This window comes from Luteolibacter sp. Populi (assembly GCF_040801775.1).
Taxonomy (GTDB): Bacteria; Verrucomicrobiota; Verrucomicrobiia; order Verrucomicrobiales; family Akkermansiaceae; genus Haloferula.
In genome coordinates, this window is sequence record NZ_CP161812.1 from 6446233 (window position 1) to 6469640 (window position 23408).

A 23408-nucleotide genomic window follows, 5' to 3' on the forward strand; every position below is an offset into this window, starting at 1 on the left:
GCGGGTTTCTGTTAGACCCCGGCATCCGCCTTGCCGGCGCGGACGAGGGTGACGAAGAGTTCGCGCAGGCTGTAGCGCTGCACATCCGGCGGGGGGCAGCCGGGGAAGATCCGGGCAGCCTGTTCATTGAAGCTGGCGGGCTCGTGCGCGATATCCGCGAAGCGCAGGACGCGGCCGGAAGATTCCGCGCCGATCCAGGTGGCGGGCAGGGCGGGGAGATCGCCGAAGTGTTCCGGCAGCACCACTTCCACCCGGCGGTGGCGGGCCAGCAGGTCTTCCGTACTTTCGTCGATGATCACCTCGCCGTTGTTCAGCATCACGACGTGATCGGCCAAGCGGTCCACTTCTTCGATATCGTGGGAGGACAGGACCACCGAGAAGCCCTCGCTGCCCGCCAGCTCTAACAGGCCCGCGATGAATTCGTCGCGGACCAGGGGATCGAGGCCGGAGAAGGGCTCGTCGAGCACCAGCAGTTCCGGGCGGTAGGACAGCACGGAAGCCAGCGCCGCCTTCATCTTCTGGCCGCGGGAGAGCTGCCGCAGTTTACGGTCCGCGGGCAGGGCGAATTGCTTGCACAGCGCGCGCTCCAGATCGACGTCCCACTTCGGATAGAGCGGCCGGCACCAGCCGAGGAATTGTGCCACCGTCATCCACTCCGGCAGCTCCATGCCGTCTGCGACGTAGCCGATCCGCGCCAGCTCCGCGGGGCCGAGCTTGCGCGAATCGGTACCGAGCACCCGAACCGTGCCGGAGGAGGGGCGCAGCAGGTTGAGGGCGATTTTCAGCGCGGTCGATTTGCCCGCGCCGTTCGGTCCTAACAGGGCGGTGATCGAGCCCGCGGGCACGCGGAAGCTCGCGTCTTTCAGGGCCTTCGAGCGGCCGAAGCGGCGGTTGACCTGCTGGAATTCGAGAAGCGAGTTCATGGTTGTTCGGAGTAGGTGCGCCGCAGCGCTTCGAGGGTTTCGGCTTGGCTCAGGCCGAGCAGGGACGCCTGGCGGATGAGGTCACGGCAGGCGGGGGCGAGTTGGGAAAGCAGTTGCTCGCGGGAGGAGCCCGCCGGCTTGACCACCACCATCCCGGCTCCGGGGCGGGTCGCGAGAAAGCCTGCATCGCGAAGCTCCAGCACCGCCTTGTGAGCCGTGGTCGGGGAAATCTTGAGTTCCTGAGCGATCACCCGCACCGAGGGGAAGCGCTCGCCGGAGGCCATTTCACCGGTCAGCACGGCGCGCTGCACGGCCTTGACCAGTTGGTCAGAGACCGGCAGGCCGTCGAGAAGGTGGAAACGGAAGGGAAGCATCGCGGGGTGTCAACTGTATCAGTATGATTGATACGGTGGGTGTCGGATCGCAAGGAGATTTTTTCGGTTGGGAGCGGCTACCTCGTCGGCACCACTGAAATGGCGGGGACCGCTCTCCGAGCGGTCCGGCGGATGACGGCGGTCCACGGTGAACCGGTGCCGAAGCAAGGGTTCGGGCCTGCCCCAGCCGGACCTTTCGGAGAAAGGTCCCTGCCTGCACTGCATGACCGACGGCCTGTTAGATATCGGGCCGGCTTTTCTTCGGAAGCGTCGCGAGCTTGGCGACGAGAGCCTTCGGAGCCTTGTCGCGCCATGCCTGCGTGACGAGTTGCTTCACGGCCGCGGAGCTGGCGTGGGCCAGTGAAATACGGAGGCCCGCGACTTTCTTGCCCCACATCAGTTCTTCGATGAAATCTGCATGGGCATCCAGCGCAGCGGCGCGGTGCTCTGCGGCGACGAAGAGATGGAGGTATTCTTCCTCAGCAGGAAGGGTAGCGAAGATCTTGCCGCGAACGCGGAAGGAGGCCTTTTCAAAATGCGGCTCTTCCGTCACCTCCGGCAGGGACAGGGCATGGTCGCGGATGGCGGTGATCTTCATAAGCGGCATCACTTCCAGCCGATCGGGCGGCCGGCATTCTCCTTCTCCAGCCATTTGAGGAGCGGGGCATAATACTCGACCATCGCGCGGGTGCTGAGGTCCTCCCCGGTGGCATCGCGGAGGATCTTCCGCCAGTCGCCGGTCATTCCCTGGGCCATGATCTTGCGGATGAAGTCGCCGACTTCCTTGTTGTTCGCGTAGCTGCAGCTCTGCGGCGGCTGCTTGAGGATCTTGCGGGCGATGTAATCGTGAAGCTGGTATTTGAAGACCTGCGCGAAGGCATAGTTGCAGTAATAGGCAGGGTTGTCGTTGATGTGGGTCTTCGTGGCGGCGTCGCAAAATTCCTCGCCCCGTTCGGCGGGCGGTTCGATACCTTGGAACTCGCGGACGTATTTCCACCAGCGGGTGTTCCATTCGGTGGCAGGCAGGTTCCTGGCATAGATATCCGCCTCCCAATGGGTCATCACGCCGGATGACCAGTAGATGAAGGGGATGCCGCCATCGAGGGCGTCATTGAGCAGGAAGGCGGTCTCATCGGCCTTGAAATCGGCAGGCAGTACGCCGACCGCCTTGAGGTAGGGCACCTGCGCGGAGGCGAGGCCGGTGAGTTCCCCGAAGCCTTCGTGAAAACCGGGGTTCGCGCCGCCGCGCAGGAGCGGCGGCACCTCGGGCCGAGTGTAGCTCATGAAGTAGTAGACATGTCCCAGCTCGTGGTGCGCGGTGGTAAACCAGCGCGGATCCGGCTCGATGCTCATGAGCGAGCGGATGTCTGAGTCAAGATCGAGATGCCAGGCGGAAGCGTGGGTATTCTTCTTCCGTCCGCCCTTGGGCACCGGATAAAGGTCCGACTTGGTCCAGAAGCTCGCGGGCATCTTCTCGAAGCCCATGCCGGTGTAGAAGCTCTCCGCCGTCTTCACGATCCACTCCGGAGTGCGGTCCTTCAGCATGGGCCCGAGGTCCGTGCCCTCGGCGAGACCGGGCCATTCCTGGGCCCAGCGGTTGTTGATCCAGTGAGCGGGGATCAGTTTGGGAACGGGCTGCTTGTATCGCCCGGCGAGCTTGTACTTCGTCCAGGTGTGGAGCTGGGCGTAGAGCGGCTCGAGCACGACCATGAAGTCGTCGTTCAGCTTCAGCATCTCTTCCGTGCTTAGGCCGTAGTGTGCCACTTGGAGGGAGAAGTAGTCGGCGTGGCCCATCTCCCTGGCGACGCTGTTGCGGAGATCCCGCAGCTTGACCAGGCCGTCGCGGAGAGCGGGGCCCGAAGTCTTCGAGGCCTCCCAAACGGCGCGGCGTTCGGCGAGATCGGTGGAGGTATTGAGCAGCTTGTCGATCTCGTTTGCCGTCACGACCTTCCCCGCGAGTTTGAACTCGAAGCTATTGAGGATGGAGGACTGTGCGGTCTCGGCCTCGATCCGCGCTGCGGTGAGTTGCGGGTTCGTCATCGGCGACTCCGCCGCGCTGAGCAGCAGGCGCTCGAGTTGCCGCACGGAGAGATCGTTCAGATCGCCGCGCAGACGCAGGAGCTGCCGCGTTTCTTCAATGAGAGCAGGGTTGCCCATGAAGGCGGCGCGGGCTTTCGATGCGGCCGTGGAAGCGGCGTCGTGCGCGTCCGTGACATCGGTCGCGGCCTTCCAGACCGCCTGACTCTCGACATAGTAGAGAGCTTGGTAAGAAGCGTTGACGAGCGAAAGAAAGCGATCTGCACGCTCCTGGCTGGACATGGCATCCGCGGCGCGGGCGGTGCTGAGGAGGGGGATCGCGAGGAGTACGAGGAGGGATGGTCTCATGGATAGCTCCGTTTTCCGGTTCTTCGCCCAAGCGCATGGCCGGGCGGTCCGGTGGCTAACATGAAGCTCCCCTGACGGGAATGAAAATACGGTGCCGCAACTTCACGCCGCTCAGATCCGGAAGTAGTCGGCCAGGGTCCGGCCGGTGCAGGTCGAGGGATGGAAGGTCGTGCAGAAGACCCAGTCGCGCACTTCCTGATCGTCGATGATGATACGGGGCTTCGGCAGGAAGGCGACGAAGCAATCCCGGATCCCGAGTTCCTCCGCGATTTCCTCGCAGTAGGCGGCTCCGCCGGCGCTCCACAGGTAGAGCTCCGCGCCGTCCGACTTCAGGCGTCGGACGTGCTCGATCACGGCGGGAATGGGGATCCGCCGGGTGCCAACGGTGCGGATCAGGGTGTCGTCGACATCGACGTAAATGATCGTGCTCATGCTTTCCCAAGAGATAGCCGCCGAAGCCCGAATCGCTCACCGGAATTCTCCGATCGGGTGATCTTGCTCAGGGTACCACGATCGCCCAGCGCTCGTGGTCCCGCCAACGCCCGCCGACTTTCAAATAACGAGGGGAATAGCCTTCCTTCTTGAAGCCGCAGGCTGAGACCAGTGCGATCGACGCGGCATTGCCCGGCTGGATATTCGCTTCCAGCCGGTGCAGCTTGAGCGAGGTGAACGCGTGGCGCACTACCGCTTGAAGTCCCTGCCCCATGAGGCCTTGGCGTTCGTGGCCGACGAAGGCGTAGTAGCCGAGGTAGCCGCTCTGGAGCATGCTCCGGACGACGTTGCCGAGATTGATGACCCCGACCAATGCATCGGTATCGCGGCGGCAGACGAGGAAGGGGTAGTTCGCAGGTGGAGCCATGCGCTCCAGATAGGTGCGGAACTTGGCAGGGGTGTCCGGCGCATAGATCCACGGGCGATGGAGAGCGCGGCTGGCGCGTGCGGCGGCGAGGAAGTTCTCGATGTCCGCGAGTGTTGGCGGCCGGATGTAGATAGCGCTTTTCATCGGGTCCCGACGCCGGAGTTACTCCGCTTTCAAGCCGGAACCGCTTCGATGACGCTCGCTGCCGATTCGGTGGGAATCACACGGGTCAGGCGGAAGCCGGCCTTGGTGAGAAGCGCGCGGTATTCGTCTTCGGTGCGCTCTTGGCCGCCCGGCATGATCAGCATCACCATGTCCAGGATCTTGCCGGGGTGCGGTGCGTCTCCGGGCGGTAATACCATCTCCACCAGCAGGAGCCGGCCGTCCGCTTTCATGGACTGGCGGCAGTGACCGAGGATCGTGAGGCACTGGCTTTCGGTCCAGTCATGGATGACATGCGATAGCACATAGGCATCGCCACCGCCGGGCACGGACTCGAAGAAATTGCCGCCCTCGATGCTGACCCGTTCCTCGACGCCGCGGTCCTTGAGCAGGGCGGGGGCATCTGCCACCACGTGCGGCATGTCGAAGAGCACGCCGCGCGGCTCCGGGTAGCGGGAGAGGATCACCCCGAGCAAGTTTCCGGTGGCACCGCCGACATCCACCACGGTCTTGAATCCGGAGAAATCGTAGGCGTCCGCGACCGCCGCAGGTTCGGCACCGTGGAAGCCCACCATGGTCTGGCTGAAAAGCGATGCCTCCCGGGGATGCCGGGCGAGGTAGTCGAAGACCTCCATGCCGGTGGCGTTCTCAAACCCGGTGCGACCGGTTTGAAGCGAATACAGGATGTTCTCGAAGCCGGCCACAAACCATGGACTGCCGAAGGTGAGCAAAGTGGCGCGTGCCGAGCCGGGCGCACCGTCCTGGAGGGCCTCGCCCAGCGACGTCAGGGCGAAGCGCTGCTCCTCGCGCTCCGTGAGGATTCCCAAGCTGGCAAGACTGCGCATCAGCCGGTGCAGGGAGGGCGCATGGGTGAGCGTGGGGCCGGCCAGTTCGGCGGCGCTCTTGGCCCCGCCCGCGAGGTGATCCGCGAGCCCGAGTTCGGCGGCGACATAGACCAGCTTGGAGATCCAGTGGGCAGACCCCATCTGGATCAATTGGGCGTGTGGCGGCGGCGTGCCGCCCGGGTTTTGGGGGTCAAGGCTCATTCTGGTGCTTGGGTTGGACGGGTGCCTAGCACCCCGGCCCGCCGATTGAAAGCCTGCCCTGCGCGGGCAGCGCGTGCTCAGGTCGCGACGGCCAGGCGTTGGAGAAACCAATCAAATCGGCCTGTCATGGTTACGACTCCCTGCGAGTCGGCAATCTCGACCCGCACCGCTGCCAATGCCCGCCCGCGCGAGGCCAGCTCGCCCGACACGGATCCGGCGCTGCCCTCGGCAAAACTCCCCGAGGCATGCAAGGCACCGTGAGCGGGCTTGCGAAACTTCAGCTCCGACGCACGAAGCACGGCGAAGACCTGATTTTTCATATCGCCCAGTTGGCCCAAAAGGAACTCCCCGCTGCCGGCCTCGGCCAAAGCGAACTGCGCGCTGGCGTGGATCGTCCCGACGTGATTGAGGAGCAGCGGTGACTCCGGCATCTCCAGAATGTGGCCGCTGCCCGCCGGAGCAAGCTGCATCCCGAGCGTGCGGTTGATGGCGAGATCGGTGACGTGCATGAGCTATTACTCGTTCGTGTTCCCCAAGCTGGAGGAAAGCGAAGCTTCCAATTCCGCCATCTTGGAAGCGAACGCCGCGTTGATGTCGATACCAAGGCGCTCGGAAAGGACGAAGAGCCACCACAGGCACTCGGCCAGCTTGTCCGGCAGATCCTTGTCCAGCTCGCCCTGATGCTTCCAGCGCCCCTCGGCCGCCATAACCATGCGCCCTAGCTCTCCCACGTCATAGACGAATCCGATCACGTCTTCCTGCTTCGTCCACGGGTCCCCGTGGTTCCGCTTTTCAAGCTCGTGGTAGAGCTTCCGGATCTGCATGGAGCGCTTCACGGCGTCGGAGAAATCCGTTTCGTTTTCGGGTGAAGTCATTTCAGTGTTGGTTCGTGTCGTGCCTCATCTGCTATCCCGCATAACGCTCTTGGAAAAACGCCACCGATGGTTCCGAGGCGAGGCGGTAAGGATGCCACCGCTTGTGAATCTCCGCGATATCGTGGCCGTAGCCGGTGAAGGTCCAATGCACCGTGCGGCTGGAAGGGGCTGCGGCTGCATCATCCCCGAGGCAGTAACGCAGAACAAAATCCATGGAATCGGGATAGATCGCTCGATAGACGAAGGTGTCGTCCGAATGATTCTTCACGTAGGCCTCTGCCGAGCCGACCTGCTCCCTGAGTTCCTCGATCCTGGTGGCTTTGGGAGCCGTGATGATACCGTCGTGTTCGTGCCAATCATCCAACGCGAAAAGGCGGGCCGACGGATAGTAGCATGCGATGTGACCCAGCGCGCTTCGAATCGCGACGATCGCGTCCCTCACGAAGACGTCATCCAACGGGTAAACCGTCTCGGCGTGGAAAGGCTTCTCCCCGGTCCGCCACAGTGATTCTAGTAGGTTGTCCATTGAGGCACGGAGCGAGGCGGAGTTGTTTCCTCCGCCTTCTGGGCCATCATTCAAAAGTAGGAGACCCGGAATTCAAGGATGGACGTTCCCGGGAGCTGGAAATGCAGGCTCTTGCTTTCATGATTTACTCCGGGATGGGGACAGGACAGGAATTGCCTTAACTCCTAGGAAGCCGTGAAACCCACTCCTGCGTACGTTCTCAGTGCTGTCCTTGCCATCGCCGCCTTCATGGCCGGTCGCTGGACAGCACCGGCAGGGCAGGGGACTGCGCCCGTGGATCCCGCCGCCGCAGGGGACTCCGGGGCCTCCCGGACGGCGGAAGGCCCTTCCGGCAGGGCTGCCATCCGCAACACCGAGCGGTCGATGAACATGAGCCGCCTCTCCGAGCAAGTCGCGCGGCGCATGACTCCGCAGCAGCGCCTCGACCTCCTGTCCAAGGGCGCGCTGGTCTTCGATGGCCGCAAGCAGGCGGACATGCTCTGCGGTCTCATCGCCGCCATGACCAAGGAGGAAATGGCCGAGGCCACCCGCCTGTTGGCCCAAGCCCAGGACGGAGGAAACTCCTGCTCCCAAGCGGTCTGGGACGGGCTCTGGAAACAATGGGGAAGGGTCGATCCGGTTGGCTGCGTCGAGTACTTCGCCGCCAACCCCGACAGCAAATCCCGCACCGACGCGCGCTTCTTGATGGAAGGTTGGCTCGAGGTCGACCCCGATGCGGCGCTCGCCTGGGCCAAGCAGCCCAAGGTAACCCGGCTCGATGCCGCCGCTGCCTCGATGGCCATCACCTGGAACTCCAATGGCGATGCCAAGCGTTTGGGAGAGGAGCTCATCTCCATGCCCGCGGACAGCCCGGTGACCAAGGAATGCCTGTTGGACTACTTCGACCTCGCCAGCCTCGACAAGGGCAGCCCCTCCGCCGCGCAGATCCACGAGGGTCTGCCTCCCGCACTGCAGGAAGCCGCGTGGCCCGTCACGCTGCAACGCCTGACCTACACCGATCCCCAGGCTGCCAAGGAATGGCTGGAGAAGCACGCGGACGATCCCGGCCAAGATTACAACGATGCCGGACGCTTGATTTACGAACTTTCCAAGCACGATGCCGAAGGCACGGCGAAATGGGCGGCCGGGCTTCCGCCGGCTCAAGGCTCCCGGCCCCATCCGGCGCAGGAGGCGATCCACCGCTGGCTGGGAGCGGACCGGGAAGCTGCCATGGCTTGGCTCGCCACCCTTCCCGCGGACTCTCCATGGTCTGCGAAGGCAGCTTCAGAGTAATCGGCTGCCAACGGATCGATGACCTCGCAGCCGATCCGGAATTGACCGGCACTGTGAAATCCCCGCTCCAAAGCGGCTGCGCCGCGAAGGGGAACATCGGTTGGCATCGGGAGCTTCCTCGAAGGGGCATCAGTAAACCTGATGGTGAGCAGGAAAAAGCACCTGCCGGATTCGCAGCGGATTTCTAACAGGTGCTCCTTCCGGTTGTTGAATTCGAAATTCAAGGGCCGGTCCCATTCCCGGCACTATGGAGGCGCCTCATCCGCCGCCAGCGCCCGGCGAGCCACCCGCCCCAAGCAGCGAGGAAAAGAAGGATAAGAAACCAATGGGCCACCGCCACGGAAGCCCATCCATCGACGGGACTTCCGTGGTCAAAGGCCGGGGGACACCAGCGCGCATCCGTTTTGCCGAACATCTTGGAGAGGGGCACTTCCGGAAGGGAGAAAATGGGGTCCGGGAGCAGCCAAACTACCGCGATACAACCGCCGCTTTGGTCGATCCGGAGCACTTCGTCGAAGCCCCCGTTGATGGCGAAATAGTCGCCGGCCCCCATCGACCTCACCCAACCCCATCCAAGGAAGATGAGAATGAGGATACCAAACCAGAACGACTTCCAGCGGTAGAGGGGACGCGGGTTCATGGCGAACTGTCGAATTGGCTTTCATTCCGAGGATATGGAACGAGGCCTGATGCCAAGCCCGGCGCGCATTCCGTCGGAGCGGAGGCGTTACCCGCTCACTTCCAGCATGGTAGTGGCGCAATTTTCCCCGCCGGTGTTTTCGTCTATCCAAAGTCGAACCCCATCCTACAATCGGCCGAAACAATTCCTTTCATACGTCCTCCGGTCCGGCCAACTGCGGTTCAGGGGCTACCTGCCAAAGGCAAACTCCTAGCAGCCGAATGACTTTTTCAAGCGTCTCAGAACCTACCGAAACCAACCTTGCCAGCGGGCACGCCAGAACCGGTCCTGAACTGATCTTGGCGACGAAGCCTTTCATGGCGGATAGCACGGCCAAGAGCTGGTGGTGCTTTCTCTCGACCGTTGCCTTACTCATCGCTGCGATGGTCGGGACGATCTGGAATTTCCATGGGATCGGCCGGGTGGCATGCAGCCTACTTGCCGGCCTCCTGGCTCTGCGTCTTTTCGTCATCTATCACGACCAGCAGCACCACGCGATCCTGCCGCGATCGAAGCTGGCGGAATACATGATGCGCGTCTTCGGGATTTATGCACTGAGCCCGAGCAGCGTGTGGCGCAGCTCCCACAATCATCACCACAATCACAATTCGAAGATCAAGGGCTCTCACATCGGCTCGTTCCCGATCATGACCAAAGAGCACTACCTGAAGGCCAATAGATCGGCGCGTTTCTTGTATCTCTTCACCCGCCATCCGGGGACGATCTTCCTCGGCTACGTTTTCGTCTTCCTTCAGGGGATGTGTTTGCTCCCCTTTCTTCGCAAGCCGAAGGAACACTTCGATTGCCTCGTGGCCCTGGTGGTCCACTTCTCGATTTCCGTGGCTCTGGTTTACTACACGGGCTGGATCGGGCTGCTGCTCTCGCAGACCGTTCCGCATCTCATCACCTTCGGCTTGGGCTCCTATCTGTTTTACGCCCAGCACAATTTCCCTAGCGTTTCCTTTTACGACAAGGCGGGCTGGACCTACGAGCGCGCTGCCTTGGAATCATCCAGCTACATGAAGACCGGTAAAATCATGGCCTGGTTCACGGGGAACATCGGCTACCACCACGTCCACCATTTGAACTCGCGCATCCCTTTTTATCGTCTCCCGGAGGTCATCCGGGCCATCCCTGAACTCCAGCAGCCGAAGGTCACGTCCCTCAATCCGATGGAAATCATCCGCTGCCTGCGCCTGAAGGTTTGGGACACGGAGCAGCAGCGCATGGTCGGACTGAAACAGGCTTTCCCCACGGGTAGTGCCCGCAATCACCGCTGATTCCTCATGTTCACCATTTCCAGTCTAGCGCAGCAGCTCGGGGGTGAAGTCATTGGCGATGGCTCGATGGCGATCACCGGTGTGGCACCGGCCGATCAGGCCCGGGCGGGTGATCTGACGTTCGCGGAAAAACCCAGCTATCTGGAGGCCGCGGAAGCAAGCCATGCCACTGCGATTCTGGTGCCCGGGGGATTTGAGTCCGCCTCGAAAACCCTCATTCGCGTCAAGGATCCGCGGGTGGCCATGGCCAAGGTCCTGCCGCTGTTCTTCCCGGAGGAAATCCACCCGGCAGGCATCCACCCGAGCGCGGTGATCGACCCCACGGCCGCCGTGCATCCCACCGCTCACATCGGCCCCCACTGCGTCATCGGAGCGGATGTCAGCGTGGGTGAGCGCAGCGTCCTCATGGGGGGCAACCACATCGGACGTGGCAGCCGGATCGGCAATGATGTGCGCCTGCACCCGAATGTCGTCATCTACTCGCGCACGCAGATCGGCGATCGTGTCAGAATCCACTCCGGAACCACCATCGGTGCGGATGGTTATGGCTATGTCTTCGATCAAGGGCAGCATCGTAAGATGCCGCAGGTCGGGAACGTGATCATCCACGACGACGTGGAGATCGGCTCGAATGCCAGCATCGACCGCGGCGCGCTCGGGCCCACCGTCATCGGCGCGGGCACCAAGATCGACAACCTCGTCCACGTCGCTCACAACGTGGTCATGGGCAAGCATTGCCTCATCATGGGCCAGGTCGGATTTGCTGGCAGCACCCACCTTTCCGACTACGTGGTCATCGCCTCCCAATCGGGAATCGCCGGCCACCTGAAACTCGGCACCCAGGCCACCATCGGAGCCAAGTCAGGGGTCATGCGTGACATTCCGGCCGGTGAAACCGTGCTGGGCTACCCCGCAGCACCTGACAAGCAAGCCAAGCGCCAATGGATCGCCATGGCCCAATTGCCCGACGCCCTGCGCCGTTTGAAAATACTGGAAAAACAACTCGCCGGGATGGCCACGCCGGGGAGTTAGAAAGTGCTGGATCGGCGAGAATTTTCTACGCCTCGGTCTTCTTGGCGTCATCCAGTTCGCCGTCCAATGCCGCGCGCAGCTCATTGACGGAATTGTCGCCCCGCTCCATCGCGAGGGAAGCGTAGGCTCACGCGTGGTGGGGTTTCCGGTCGGTTCCCAGCCCTCCGATGCGAGCCGGGCGACCCTCGCCGCGGCACCGGCATGCCCCTTGCTCGATGCCATGGCTGTGGCGTGAATCAAGAATGAGTTACGGAAATGAACTCAGGTTGATGCGATTCGCTCCGTCGGAATGCCGCATGCGCGGTCTGACTGGCACTATTTCACGGATATGGTGAGATGAGTCATATATTGCAGGAATTGCAGGGTCGAAAATGGACAAGGGGACGAAATCGTCGCACGGTTTGATATGGTGTTCCTCGTAGTGTTGATGCCAAATTGGATCAATCCGCATCAGTAGATAATATGCCGCGCCAGACGAGGATCGAGTTCCCGGGAGCCTTTTATCACTGCTCGGCCCGGGGCTTCGGGGGCCGGCCGATCGTCATGGATGATCGCGACCGTGATACCCACGAGGGCCTGGTGGCCGGGGTGGTGCAGAGAACGGGCTGGGAGATCTTCGCCTGGGTATTGCTCAAGGACCATTACCACATGGTGCTGCGGACCCCGGAAGCGAATCTGGTGACGGGAATGAAATGGTTTCAGAATTTCTGGACGAAGCGCTTCAACGCGCGGCACGAGCGATCGGGGTCTGTCTTCGGCGGTCGGTACAAGAGCGTGCTCGTGCAGGGGGACGGTCATCTCTCCTCGATTATCGATCACGTTCATCTGAATGCATTCCGCCTCGGCCTGGTGAGCGCCGCCGGACTAGCGGCGCACCCGTGGTCGAGCCTGAAAGACTATCTGCTGCCTCCCGAATTGCGGCGCGAATGGGTGCGCGCGGGAGAGGGGCTCGGCCATATGGGGTATGATGGGGAGGAATGCGACGAGCGGCTCCGTTACCTGGAGCATCTCGAGCAGGTGGCGGTGCGGCTTGGCGGGCGCCCGCCCTTGCCGGGTGCCGGCAGGACCTTGCACTCCACGCTGAGGCGGGGATGGTATCTGGGGGAGGACTCGTTCCGCAGCGAGTTGATCGCGGCGCGGCGGCGCAGCGGGGCTGGGCCGGAAGGCGGTAGCCCGGTGCACGGCGCGGAGATGGCGCAGCGCATACTCGGGGCAGGCTTGGCAGCCGCCGGGCTCAGCTACGAGAGCCTCGACAACCTGCGGAAGAGCGATTGGCGCAAGCGCGCGATCGGCCGTGCGATCCGCCTGTGCACCACGGTTCCCACGGAGTGGATTGCCTCGAGCCTGCAGATGGGTGTCTCATCGAGGGTGGCCCTGCTGGTCGCGCGGGATCCGGAGCCTTCCTGGGGCAAATCATGGCGGCCAGCCAAGGAGCTTCTCGACCGCCTGTTAGAATTTGCCCGTCGTGCGGCCAACCCGCCAGGACCGGGCATTTCGCAAGAGGAGGAGATTGAGAAGGAAGCCTGTTGTGCCGAGTATGCGGCGGCAGGCAAGCGCGGCGCGTGCAAGTGCTGGCGTTGACGGGTGCGACCATGCTCCCTCGCCGGCGTGCGCTGGTAAAAAATTCCGGCGAAGGTAGTTGGCCGTGAATATGTGTAAAGATAATTCATAGCGTCTGATTTTGGGGAATTGTTCCACAATTTGTAGAACCCGTGGAATGTTCAAAACGGGACCTTTGAGATGGGTGAATGGCAAGCGGGGTGACTGGAATTGGGGCGGGTTGTTCCACGGCATGGGGGACAGTCAATATAACTTTTTTTGATAACGATTGTGTTTCTCTTATCTATTACTCAACCCGCGGTTACGGTGTATGACTTCCGGTGCGACCACAACCCGTCGCAACACAACACCAATGAAAAACATCGTTTCAATCCTCGCGGCCATGGCCGCTGCTACCGTCTCCGCTAACGCCGCTGCGAATGTCCAGATCACGGAGATCATGTACACCGGACTCTTCGGTGAGTTCGTCGAAATCACCAACGTCGGCGACGCCTCGCAGAACATGAGCGGCTGGGAATTCTCGGACAGCCGCCGTGGTGTTACCCATACCGGCTCCGTCGTCCCCGGCACCCCGGCCACCTCGACCGATCTTTCCGGAATCGGCACCCTTGACGCGGGCGAGGTCGCCATCATCACGGAAGTGAGCGACGTCATCTTCATCCAGGCTTGGTACACTGAAGCCGCCGCCGCCCTTCCGGTCGGTTTCACCGGCATTCCTGGCGCCAACATCGTCCAGACCGCGATCAACCTGGGCCGTGCTGACGAAGTCAACATCTACGCATCCGGCGACCTCGACGGCTCGACCGCCTGGGATCGCATGACCTACACCGACCAAGGTAGCGGCGTCAACACGGGCCCACGCTCCGAAGACGTCAGCGCTGTCCCGATCTCCAACGACACCACCACGTTCTTCGAAGACTGGACCCTTTCCCTGGTCTCAGGTATCGCTTGGAAGGCCGGTCTTCAGGGTGACATCCAAGGAAACCCGATCCCGGGCCCGGTTGGCAGCCCCGGCGTGTTCCCGAACCTGTAAGCGGTGGAGCGGGATCCACTGGCGGATTCCATTCACCATCCACAGGCTGCCGTCCATTCACTTGGGCGGCAGCCTCTTCATTTCAGCCTATCCACAATTCCGCAGAGCCGAATGCGATCGCATGGGAGATGCGGTTCTCGGCTTGGCGTTCCGTCACAAAAGCCGCCCGTTTCCAGGCGGCTTCCTATTCAGGGGCTCCGATCTTCCGGTAAAAGGTCGGTCAAGGAGGAGTGACTTCCTTCACGCGGAAGAACCCCCGTCTGTCTTTGGGAAGCGGTTGCGTCCCCATTGTGGAAGACGCCGTGGACGCCGTTGTCGGGGGGCTCACGGTTTGCCAATCATCATCCGCGAGTGTTTCGGAGAACTCGATCACGTACTGTTTCCCGATCGTCGAGTTCCAAGTGACCGTTGCAGTGACGGATTCCTCCGACTCCCCCATGACGCAAGCCGTCACTGAGAACGGTCCGGGCGGCGGCGGAGGCGAAAGTTTGTGGAGACCTGGAAAATTGTTCGGCGCGGCGCTTTGTTCCGAACAAAGGTAGAGGGTGCCATGCTTGTCCATCACCATTCCCTCGATGGTTCCGCGTCCGATTGCCAGGGTATCCAAGGTATCAACGATCGTCCCGGTGCGGGTGATCTCAATGATCAGTTTCCGGTCACGGGACAGGATGAGCAAATTCATCCTTCTGGGGTGACCTGCTGGAAAAGCAGGGCAAGCCGACAGCGCGTAAATGTCCGATGTCTGGTTGAACTCCAAGGGGGCCTCGAGGGGATAGGTGTTCCAGCGGGTAATCGTCCGGGCCACAATTGGCTCCGAAACAGAGAAGGGAATCCCGCTATTGCCAGGGGTCTGGGAGATCCCCAGCGCACGATAGACGCCTACCGGTCCTAGTTCCTTTACTCCCCAGACCGCTTGCTCAACCGGATCGTAGGCGACGCCTTCCAAGCCGGCGTTGCTATCGCCAAACATGTTCATGTAATCGAAGTCATAGGACATCGGGTTCAGATCCGCCTGGGTGCGGGTGGCGCCCGCCTGATAGGTCGTCACCCTGCCGAAGAAATCCCGTTCATCAGCAATGATAAAGGTATTGTTTCCAAGATAGGCCACCCCCTCCGGGTCGTCCAGGCCTCGCGCCTCGCGGGGAGAGACGTTGAAGTCGAAGTGCATCATATCGATGGTTTGTCCCGTTTTGGTGAACTGGACAAGAGCCTGGCCTTCATCGCCAATGGCGAAGAGCGTGTCGGTATCCCAATTGTAGGCGATACCCGAAGCCTCGCTGACGGCGATGGGATAGGTCTCGATATGGGTATAGGCGCTAAGGGGCTCAACCGCCCAGGCAGGAGAAGCCAGGGCGGCGAAGGCACAGGCGGTGCGGATCGAACCTTTCATAATCACGTGCTCTTGGCGGGATCAGCGGCGGCGGCGAAGGAGCGCTAGGCCGCCAAGTGCACCCAAAAGGGCTGCCGAAGGCTCTGGAACAGCGTTGATATCTCCTAGGACACTAATTTCGGTGCCAACGACCCGTCCATTGGCCTGGGGAGCCGAAGCGAACAAACCGAACTCCACTTCGCCGGTGGTGACAATGTTCAGATCCCAAGTCTTAAACGGATTGCCGAGGGAAAAGTCCGAGTCCACCGGCGTGTAAAGCTTGCCCATCACCCATTCCTCCCCGGCACCTGAATAGCTTCCGTCGTTGTTCAGATCGATCCGGTACCCAAAGGAATATGAAGTGACCGGCCGAACGCCGCCCGAACTCGCCAAGGTGCCGAATACAAGCTGCGTCAGGTGCAATTCGTGGTCGGGCAAAGCGGAGATTTTGAATCCCGCATACTGCAAGGGGTTGATCGAGGTTCCGAAGCCGGAAAAACTCACGCCGGTATCGCGATTGACGCCGCTGCCTGCGGCGGGACCGAAGGTAGTGGGGTCATTCAGATCGTCATGATAGTCCGAAGCGATTGCACCTGTTGTGCCGTTACCACCCGCGCTGCTTTGGTAGTAGACGATCGTGGCGGCGGGCGCGGCGAAGGAGATGGTGAGCAAGATAGAGCCTGCAAGGAAGGGGATTGTTCTCATTTGAATCGGGTTGGCCTGTAACTGGCCCAGCAATAAAGGCAGGCCTCGCATCATGGGTCGCAGGATTTTTTTGCAACATTTAAGCCACATGGAGGAACGCGGGTAAGATGCTGATAAAAGCGTTGCGTCCGGCGTCTTGGGATGCGCCGGGGAGATATAGCTGACCCTTTTTTGATTTCTGGGGGTTGTGGCATGCGATGTCATCCATGCGCATGAGTTGTGGTTTGGGGCGATTCCGTTACCCTTCGTCCCTTTTGAAATTTGAAGGGAGTTCTATCCATTCATCATGCATTCAGGACCTCTGATCCGCCTGGCTCTGACTCTGGCAGCTATCGGGCATGCGATGGCACTGGATCTTCCCATACCGGCTCCCAAGTTATCGCCCGGCAGTCCGGCGCAAGCGGCGGTTGAAGCCTATCGCAATGGGTGGCTATCCACGGCGGTTGATTTGGCAACACCGCTTGCCGACAAGGGCGATGCGGACGGCTTGTACCTTCTGGGTTTGGCCAAGGAATCACCCCAGCCCGCCCGGCTTTCCAGGGGGCAGGCGATGGACTATTCCTACCGGCGGGCAGCCGCCGCGGGGCACCCCGAGGCCGGTTTGCGGCGCTTCTTGATTTCGCTCGGCTCCAATCTCGGGACGGAAAGGGAAAGCGGGAGGAAGGCGCTTGATGAGGCAGCAGGCGCTAACAATCCCATCGCCCGACGCGTTTGGGGCGAGGCTTGGTTGCGTGGTTTTGCAAGCGCCGATGGCAAGCCGGATCCGAAGGCTGCCACGGAGTGGTGGAAGAAGGCTGCCGATGCGGGAGATAGTCCTTCCTTCAGCCTTCTGGGCAGGTTGTATGAGGGCAGATTCGGTTTTCCGGAGGTCACGGACTACAAGCTTGCAATGGAGTGCTATCGCGAGGCGATCGATCTGGGGGACGACGAGTCGCTGCTCTTGCTCGGGGAATTACTACTGGAAGAAAACACGCCGGTTTACAACGAGACGGAGGGCCGGGAGTGCTTGCGCAAGGCTATTGGAAAAGGATATGTCGAGGCATATCTTTCCTTAGGCGATCACGAGCAGAATCTGAAAAAGAGCATGGATGGTGCCCTGGGATGTTTCAAGGAAGGTGCAGACGCAGGGAATGCGCGGTGCATGCACCGGGTGGCGGTGCTGCTCCTTGCGAATGACAAGAGCCCCGCGGAAGGCTTGCAGTGGCTGCGAAAGTCCGCCGAAGCGGGAAATCCCGAAGCGGCAGCCGAGCTTGGCCGGCGTCTTAGCAAGGAGGACTCCGCCTCCGCCGTCCCGTTCTTGCTGCAAGCGGCAAGGGAAGGCATCCCGCAGGCCCAGTATGAGGTCGGGATGCTCTATTTGGACGGCGGGATTGGATACAAGGATCCGGTTTCCGCGGTGGCCTGGCTGACGGAGGCAATGAAATCGGGAGACGCGGAGATCCAGTACAAGCTGGGAACCCTTCACGAGCGGGGCATCGGCTGTGAGATCAACTATGCCAATGCGGGCGTCCTCTACACCTTGGCATGCAACAAGGGCCATGCCGCCGCTGCAGGAAGGGTGGCCTTCACGGCGTCCGAGGGCTTGGGAACCCGCGCGAACCCGGTGCAGGCGCACGCCTATGCCACCCTGGCCGTGGAGCGGGGGGATGAGGGGTCGAGGCCCTTGTTGGACAGGCTGGCCGCTTCCTTGACGGCGACCCAGAAGGAGGAGGCCGCAGAAATGTTTCAGAAACTCAAGGGTGGTCCAGCCGGCACGGTCGGCGCGCAATCGCCCGGTAAATAAGCAAGATTCCAAGCCATGAAACACACCGAACGTATTGCTTGGGCCGTGATCACTCTGGCGGCGGTCTTGTGGAATGTGATGGGTGGGGGCGGAGAGAAGTCCCCGCCGCATCCTTCCGGTGTGGAAGGATCACGGGATGAACAGGCGGGCAACCGCAGCACCCGTTCGCCGCGATCCGGGAGTTCATCGCGCGACGAGCGGGCGGGCCGCGATTCCGCCAACCGGGCAAGCATCAAGGTCAGGAGCCTCATGGCCCTGCGTGCGGACAATCCGCTCTCGCGGATGACGCAATTTCTGGAGCTGCTTGCCTCGTGCGATGCCACCGGTTTCGAGGAGATGTCGGAGGCGCTGGACGAGTTGAAGCGCTCGGGCATCTTCCATCCCGAACTCGATGCCTTGGTCAATTTCCGGGCCGGCCAGCTCAAGGGTGCGGATCTCATGAAAGGCCGTACGGGAACAGCGGCGGATTTCGAGATGATCGGTGCCTTGAGGGGGCAATACGAAGGCTGGATCCAAGCCGACCCCGCTGCTGCCGGTCATTGGCTGGAGACCTTGCCTGCAGGCAAATTCAAGGACCGGATGGCGATGGCTTACATCGCGGCCGCGAGCAAGGACGATCCCCTCGGCGCGATGAAGCTGGTATCCTCCCTGCATCCCAGCCAGCAGGCTTCGGCCGGCCGGGCCGTCGTCCAGCGTCTGGAGGAATCGGCCACGATCAAGGATGCCTCCATGCTGCTCAGGACGCTTGAAGCGAGTGCGGGAACCGGTGAAGCCTCCTATCTGAAGGGAATGTTCGAAGCTCTTGCCGACGGGGCCGTGAAGGCGGGAAATCCGGATGCGCTTTCGGTGCTGGAGAGTCACATCGGCGGGTCATACGTCAGCGGCTCTTCACTGGCCCGGATCTCGGAGGCGAAGGGCAAGGCGGACCCCGTCGCTGCCCTGGAATGGGCGGCGGGGGTGGCAGGGACAGAAGGGGGGAGGGGGGAAGGAGCGCTTCTCTCCGCCACCATCGGAGGAATGGATCTGGGAGATCTGGACATCGCGGAAGAGTGGGCGCAAGGACGGCAGGAATGGCCCGGAGTCGCAGCCATGCAAGCATCCTTGGACATGCGGCGGAGGATCTTGGAAGACCGAGGCGACGACGCGAACGATTACGACGGGGACGATTGATCCGGGGCGCGACGATGGTGGGTCGCAGCCGCCCGGATCATGAAGGGCGGTGGATCTCCTTCCGGAGCTTGTCCGCAGCGCGGGACGCGGCATGGGGGAAACCCGGGTTTGTCCCTGAGTTCGGCCGGTCTTGTCCGTCGCGCCCCGGGGGTCTTCGTAATTTCCCTTACAGAAACCCCCTCCAAGGTTTTTGTTGCCGCATTCGGAAAGCGGGGTCTATCGTCGCGGCCCGCCGTCGCGTCCTTTCTGCAAGGTGCCGTAAGCATGCGAGGCGGGATCTCCGCAGTTTCCAGCAATGAATCCGGACAGAGCGACTCTCAATTTCCTCAATAGTTTCCCCGAAGACGCCCGCAAGAGGGGGAGAAGCTTCAGAAGGAAGGCACCGTGACGCAGATTTTCGGCAACCACCTTTTCATCCAAGGTCGCGTCGAGGACGAGGCAGGAACCTTCCGCACCAGCCTGCGCCTGCAAGGGAACCGCTGGTTCGGCTCCTGCACGGCGGAGGACGAACTGGTCTCCGGCGCCTGCCAGTATGCGACGATGATGGAGCGGATGCACCGCGGGGAGGATCTCCCGGAGTCGCCCAATGAATTCGACGACACCCCGGTGCTCGACATCATCGAGGACAAGCTCGGCCGCGAGCTGGACGACAAGGAGGCCGACTTCGTTTCCAAGATCGAGAAGCGCTACCGCCGCTACGTGATCGAGGGCGAGCTGCACGACCACGACATGGTCCGCATCACGCCGCGCTGGGAAATCACCACCTACGAGCCGCTGGAACTGTGGCCGATGCCGCCCGGCGACATCCTGGAATTCTGGAACTACCTGGCCTACGCCTTCTACAAGAAGAAGCTGCCGTACCCGGAGTTCATGAACGTGATCACCGATCTGGCCCACGTTCAGAAGAAGATGGCGGATTGGGAGCAGGAGCGCGACGTCGCCTCCTGGTACGACCGCATCGAGCAAGTCAATGAACGCCCGCCGCAGGATCCGCCGATTGAGGTGGCCTTCCGCTTGGTCGCGACGATCAACGAGGCGCGGATCGAGGTGAAGGAAGGCAATGGCCTCTGGACGCAGATCCGCGAGAAAAACGAGATCGAACGGCTGGTGCAGATGCACCATCAGGCGGCGCTGCGCATGGATGCCTCCAGCCAGGTGCTGTGGGAGCATTTCCTGTCCTACTACCGCGATCAGAACGAGATCACCTTCGACTTCGATGTCGAGGAAGCCTGCCGCTTCATGAACCGGGTCTTCCGCCAGCCGGCGCTGAAGGGCTATCTGGTCAACCTCGACGAGCGCGAATTCAAGGTGGTAACGGAGGCCCTGAAGTGGGTCTGCGAGGACGATCCTTACGATCCGAACAGCTTCGCGCTGCAACTCGTCACCGATGGCGGCGAGAACGTCTCGCACTCGGTCCGCATGCTGCCGGGCCGCAAGGAACTCTATCAGTCCGACGAAACCGTATTCCCCGGCCCGCCGCGCTGGCTGGAGGAGACGGAAGTGATGCCGCGCTACCTGATCCCGAAGCGGGTGATCGACTCGCTGGAAGGCGTGGAGTTCCTGCGCAAGATCGGGGCCTCGCTGCCGGAGTCGCTCAAGAAGCGGGTGGTCGATCTCGAGCTCAAGCCGAAGTTCGAGCTCAAGCTCGTCGCCGGCCTGACCGCTGCGGAGACCGAGCACCTGGTGATCGATGTCACCGCGATCGAGTCGAAGGAGCGCCGCACCGAGCGACTGACGAAGGAAGGCTGGGAACTGGTCGAGCAGGCACCGCTGAAGGGCAAGCAACTCCTGCGCTTCGCCCGGGAAGCGCTCTATCCCGTGCCGAGCCTGCTGGACGAGATGGGCCTGACCTACGACGAGAAACTGCTGGCCTTCAAATCCCGCATCACCAAGCAATTCCCGGAGAAGTTCGCGGAGTGGATCAAGGCGATGCCGGAATCGGTCACGCTGGACATCGACCTGCGCCTGAAGTCGATTCTGAACGACCCGGTCACCGCCGCGGTCCGCTTCGAGGTGATCAACCAGGAGATCGACTGGTTCGACCTGCGCATCGTCATCGATGTGGAAGGCGTGAATCTTTCCAAGGCGCAGATCCGCCAGCTGGTCGCGGCACGCGGCGGCTACGTGCGGATGGACGACGGCTCGTGGATGCGGCTCGAGATCAAGCTCGATGCCGACCAGCGCGAGGCGGTCACGCGGCTCGGTCTCGATCCCTTCGACCTTTCCGGTGAGACGCACCGCATGCACGCGCTGCAGCTTGCCGATCCGAAGGCCGCCGATGTCTTCGACCCGAAGGCATGGAAGCGCATCAAGGACCGGGCAGGGGATATCCAGATCGAGGTTTTGCCGCCGGTGCCGGACAAGCTCAATGCCACGCTGCGGCCCTATCAGGTCGATGGCTACCGCTTCCTGGCCTACCTCGCGACCAACGGCTTCGGCGGGATCCTCGCCGATGACATGGGTCTCGGGAAGACGATCCAATCGCTGACCTATGTCCTCTGGCTGATGGAGGAAGCGGAGCTCAAGAAGGAAGACCACCGCCCGGTGCTCGTCGTTTGTCCGAAGTCCGTCTTGGACGTCTGGGCCAGCGAGGCCGCGAAGTTCGCTCCCAACATCCGCGTGAAGGTCCTGCGCAACCGCGAGGACCTCAACGTCAAGGAGACCCAGGAAGACATCGACATGCTGGTGCTGAACTACGCCCAGCTCCGCGTCTGCGGCGACCTGCTCAACGAGATCAAGTGGCTGACCACGATCCTTGACGAAGGCCAGCAGATCAAGAACCCGGACTCGAAGGCTGCCAAGTGCGCCCGCGAGCTGGACTCCGCGAACCGCCTGGTCCTCACCGGTACCCCGATCGAGAACCGCCTCCTTGATATGTGGTCGCTGATGGCCTTCGCCATGCCCGGCGTGCTCGGCAGCCGTGCCTACTTCAAGAAGCGCTTCGACAAGCGCAAGGACCCGCTCTCCCAGAACCGCCTGGCTGCCCGCCTGCGTCCCTTCCTGCTCCGCCGCACCAAGCTGCAGGTGGCCCAGGACCTGCCGCCGCGGACGGAAGAGGAAGTCTACTCCAAGATGGAGAACATCCAGCAGGAGCTCTACAAGGCCGAGCTGAAGCGCATCCAGAAGGCCCTGCTCGGACTCGATTCGGACGAGGCGGTGAAGAAGAATTCCTTCGCCATCCTCCAAGGCCTGATGCGCCTGCGCCAGATCTGCTGCCACCCCGGCCTGATCGATCCGAAGTATCTGAAGGAAGAGTCCGCCAAGATGGAGTCGCTCTTCTACCTCCTGGACCAGCTCCACGAGGAAGGCCACAAGGTACTAGTGTTCTCGCAGTTCGTCTCGATGCTCGACCTGATCAAGGCGCGCCTCGAGCTCGAAGCGCGGCCCTTCCACTACCTCACCGGCCAGACCAAGGACCGCAAGGGCGAGATCGAGCGCTTCCAGACCACCAAGGATGCCTCCGTCTTCATGCTCTCGCTGAAGGCCGGTGGTGCCGGTCTGAACCTGACCTCCGCCTCCTACGTGATCCTCTACGATCCATGGTGGAACCCGGCCGTGGAAAACCAGGCCATCGACCGGACGCACCGCATCGGTCAGAAGAACAAGGTCATCGCCTACCGCTTGCTCACCCGCGACACCGTGGAAGAGAAGATCCGCATCCTCCAGCACCAGAAAACCCAGCTCGTGACCAACGTGCTCGGAGACGAAGGCTTCGCCTCGAACCTGGGACTTGAGGACCTGCAGTTCATCCTGAACCACGGCGGCGAGGACGAGGAGAACGGCTGAGTTCACCCGGACAGCAACGTTTCCAGCCAAGGCGGCTGCTCCACGAGGGCAGCCGCTTTGCTATTGGAAGACGCAGGGTCTAACGTTTCTAGAGCCGCGCTATAAGGCGGTGCGGCCGACTCCGATGAGGTCCTTGTTCCAGCTCGAACGTCCAGCGATGCGATGAGTCCTCCCGTTCCCCCAGAACCCTTGCCGAACCTCGCCTGCCCCGCATGCGGCTCTCCCAACGAATGTGCCGTGGCGAAATCAGGCGATTTCGCCACGCCGTGTTGGTGTCGTCAGATGACCTTCCCCGCCGGGCTACTGTCGACGGTCGCTGCAAGCCGGGGGACCGCTGCGTGCTTCTGCCAATCATGTTTTAAGGCGGCGGCGAGCTCTCGCCGGCATGCTGGTGATGACGAAGTTGCAGGGAGAACAAAAAAGATCGAATCAAAACCTCCCGAGATCCGTTCAATCGAGAAGTAGCCATAAGCCCGACACGCTCCTTCCATGCCTCCCGAATCCGCAAATCCGTTCAAATCAGTCTAATCCGTGATGATTGCGGGTAGTCCTATAAAGTCATATCAATTCGGGAGATTGGTATTAGGCT

Annotated in this window: 21 protein-coding genes; 9 read left to right on the forward strand and 12 right to left on the reverse strand. The window is 61.8% G+C overall.

The genetic code is table 11. The annotated features are described in order from the left end of the window. Positions 1 to 11: 11 nt before the first annotated feature. The 10 genes from ABWK72_RS26230 to ABWK72_RS26275 all read right to left on the reverse strand — a co-directional run bounded on the left by ABWK72_RS26230 (position 12) and on the right by ABWK72_RS26275 (position 7150). Positions 12 to 923, reverse strand: a complete 912-nt coding sequence (locus ABWK72_RS26230; protein ID WP_367872534.1) for an ABC transporter ATP-binding protein — start codon at positions 921 to 923, stop codon at positions 12 to 14. Beyond that, positions 920 to 1297, reverse strand: coding sequence for a GntR family transcriptional regulator (locus tag ABWK72_RS26235; protein WP_367872535.1), 378 nt, complete (start codon positions 1295 to 1297; stop codon positions 920 to 922). The genes ABWK72_RS26230 and ABWK72_RS26235 overlap by 4 nt, the downstream gene beginning before the upstream one ends. Before the next feature lie 238 nt (positions 1298 to 1535). After that, positions 1536 to 1895, reverse strand: coding sequence for an MmcQ/YjbR family DNA-binding protein (locus ABWK72_RS26240; protein ID WP_367872536.1), 360 nt, complete (start codon positions 1893 to 1895; stop codon positions 1536 to 1538). A gap of 8 nt (positions 1896 to 1903) precedes the next feature. After that, the gene (locus tag ABWK72_RS26245) at positions 1904 to 3682 is read right to left on the reverse strand and encodes a M2 family metallopeptidase (RefSeq protein ID WP_367872537.1); all 1779 of its coding nucleotides are present in this window, start codon (positions 3680 to 3682) and stop codon (positions 1904 to 1906) included. Between the two features lie 111 nt (positions 3683 to 3793). After that, positions 3794 to 4114 carry a hydrolase gene (locus ABWK72_RS26250; RefSeq protein ID WP_367872538.1) on the reverse strand — a complete coding sequence of 107 codons (321 nt, stop codon included), beginning with the start codon at positions 4112 to 4114 and terminating at the stop codon, positions 3794 to 3796. 67 nt (positions 4115 to 4181) lie between these two features. Beyond that, positions 4182 to 4685, reverse strand: coding sequence for a GNAT family N-acetyltransferase (locus tag ABWK72_RS26255; RefSeq protein WP_367872539.1), 504 nt, complete (start codon positions 4683 to 4685; stop codon positions 4182 to 4184). Between the two features lie 29 nt (positions 4686 to 4714). After that, the gene (locus ABWK72_RS26260; protein ID WP_367872540.1) at positions 4715 to 5749 is read right to left on the reverse strand and encodes a methyltransferase; all 1035 of its coding nucleotides are present in this window, start codon (positions 5747 to 5749) and stop codon (positions 4715 to 4717) included. A gap of 77 nt (positions 5750 to 5826) precedes the next feature. Further along, a complete protein-coding gene (locus tag ABWK72_RS26265) occupies positions 5827 to 6258 on the reverse strand; it encodes a DUF4442 domain-containing protein (RefSeq protein WP_367872541.1) in 432 nt (143 codons plus the stop codon). Between the two features lie 6 nt (positions 6259 to 6264). Continuing rightward, a complete protein-coding gene (locus tag ABWK72_RS26270) occupies positions 6265 to 6624 on the reverse strand; it encodes a hypothetical protein (RefSeq protein WP_367872542.1) in 360 nt (119 codons plus the stop codon). A 31-nt stretch (positions 6625 to 6655) separates the two neighbouring features. Next, positions 6656 to 7150 (reverse strand): hypothetical protein, encoded by a 495-nt coding sequence (locus ABWK72_RS26275; RefSeq protein WP_367872543.1) that lies wholly within the window; start codon positions 7148 to 7150, stop codon positions 6656 to 6658. A 174-nt stretch (positions 7151 to 7324) separates the two neighbouring features. On the opposite strand from ABWK72_RS26275, the gene ABWK72_RS26280 reads away from it, so the two are divergent. The 5 genes from ABWK72_RS26280 (at position 7325) to ABWK72_RS26300 (ending at position 14006) form a co-directional block, all read left to right on the forward strand. Then, on the forward strand, positions 7325 to 8422 hold the full coding sequence (locus ABWK72_RS26280; protein WP_367872544.1) for a hypothetical protein: 1098 nt from the start codon (positions 7325 to 7327) through the stop codon (positions 8420 to 8422). 978 nt (positions 8423 to 9400) lie between these two features. Further along, on the forward strand, positions 9401 to 10381 hold the full coding sequence (locus ABWK72_RS26285; RefSeq protein ID WP_367872545.1) for a fatty acid desaturase: 981 nt from the start codon (positions 9401 to 9403) through the stop codon (positions 10379 to 10381). A gap of 6 nt (positions 10382 to 10387) precedes the next feature. Then, the gene (gene lpxD / locus ABWK72_RS26290) at positions 10388 to 11413 is read left to right on the forward strand and encodes a UDP-3-O-(3-hydroxymyristoyl)glucosamine N-acyltransferase (protein WP_367872546.1); all 1026 of its coding nucleotides are present in this window, start codon (positions 10388 to 10390) and stop codon (positions 11411 to 11413) included. A gap of 543 nt (positions 11414 to 11956) precedes the next feature. Beyond that, positions 11957 to 12994, forward strand: coding sequence for a transposase (locus tag ABWK72_RS26295; RefSeq protein ID WP_367872547.1), 1038 nt, complete (start codon positions 11957 to 11959; stop codon positions 12992 to 12994). 361 nt (positions 12995 to 13355) lie between these two features. Next, positions 13356 to 14006, forward strand: a complete 651-nt coding sequence (locus ABWK72_RS26300; protein ID WP_367872548.1) for a lamin tail domain-containing protein — start codon at positions 13356 to 13358, stop codon at positions 14004 to 14006. Positions 14007 to 14226: 220 nt separating this feature from the next. Here the strand turns inward: ABWK72_RS26300 and ABWK72_RS26305 are convergent, their stop codons facing one another. Further along, positions 14227 to 15396 carry an SdiA-regulated domain-containing protein gene (locus tag ABWK72_RS26305; protein ID WP_367872549.1) on the reverse strand — a complete coding sequence of 390 codons (1170 nt, stop codon included), beginning with the start codon at positions 15394 to 15396 and terminating at the stop codon, positions 14227 to 14229. Positions 15397 to 15417: 21 nt separating this feature from the next. Continuing rightward, complete coding sequence (locus ABWK72_RS26310; RefSeq protein WP_367872550.1) at positions 15418 to 16134, reverse strand: hypothetical protein; 717 nt, start codon at positions 16132 to 16134, stop codon at positions 15418 to 15420. Positions 16135 to 16366: 232 nt separating this feature from the next. Here ABWK72_RS26310 and ABWK72_RS26315 point away from each other — a divergent pair, with 232 nt between their 5' ends. From ABWK72_RS26315 to ABWK72_RS26330, 4 genes are all read left to right on the forward strand, one after another. Beyond that, positions 16367 to 17863 carry a tetratricopeptide repeat protein gene (locus ABWK72_RS26315; RefSeq protein ID WP_367872551.1) on the forward strand — a complete coding sequence of 499 codons (1497 nt, stop codon included), beginning with the start codon at positions 16367 to 16369 and terminating at the stop codon, positions 17861 to 17863. A 15-nt stretch (positions 17864 to 17878) separates the two neighbouring features. Continuing rightward, the gene (locus ABWK72_RS26320) at positions 17879 to 19033 is read left to right on the forward strand and encodes a hypothetical protein (RefSeq protein ID WP_367872552.1); all 1155 of its coding nucleotides are present in this window, start codon (positions 17879 to 17881) and stop codon (positions 19031 to 19033) included. Positions 19034 to 19417: 384 nt separating this feature from the next. Further along, positions 19418 to 22819, forward strand: coding sequence for a DEAD/DEAH box helicase (locus ABWK72_RS26325; RefSeq protein WP_367872553.1), 3402 nt, complete (start codon positions 19418 to 19420; stop codon positions 22817 to 22819). 162 nt (positions 22820 to 22981) lie between these two features. Continuing rightward, positions 22982 to 23284: a cysteine-rich CWC family protein gene (locus ABWK72_RS26330; protein WP_367872554.1), complete on the forward strand. Its 303-nt coding sequence runs from the start codon at positions 22982 to 22984 to the stop codon at positions 23282 to 23284. Positions 23285 to 23408: the final 124 nt, after the last annotated feature.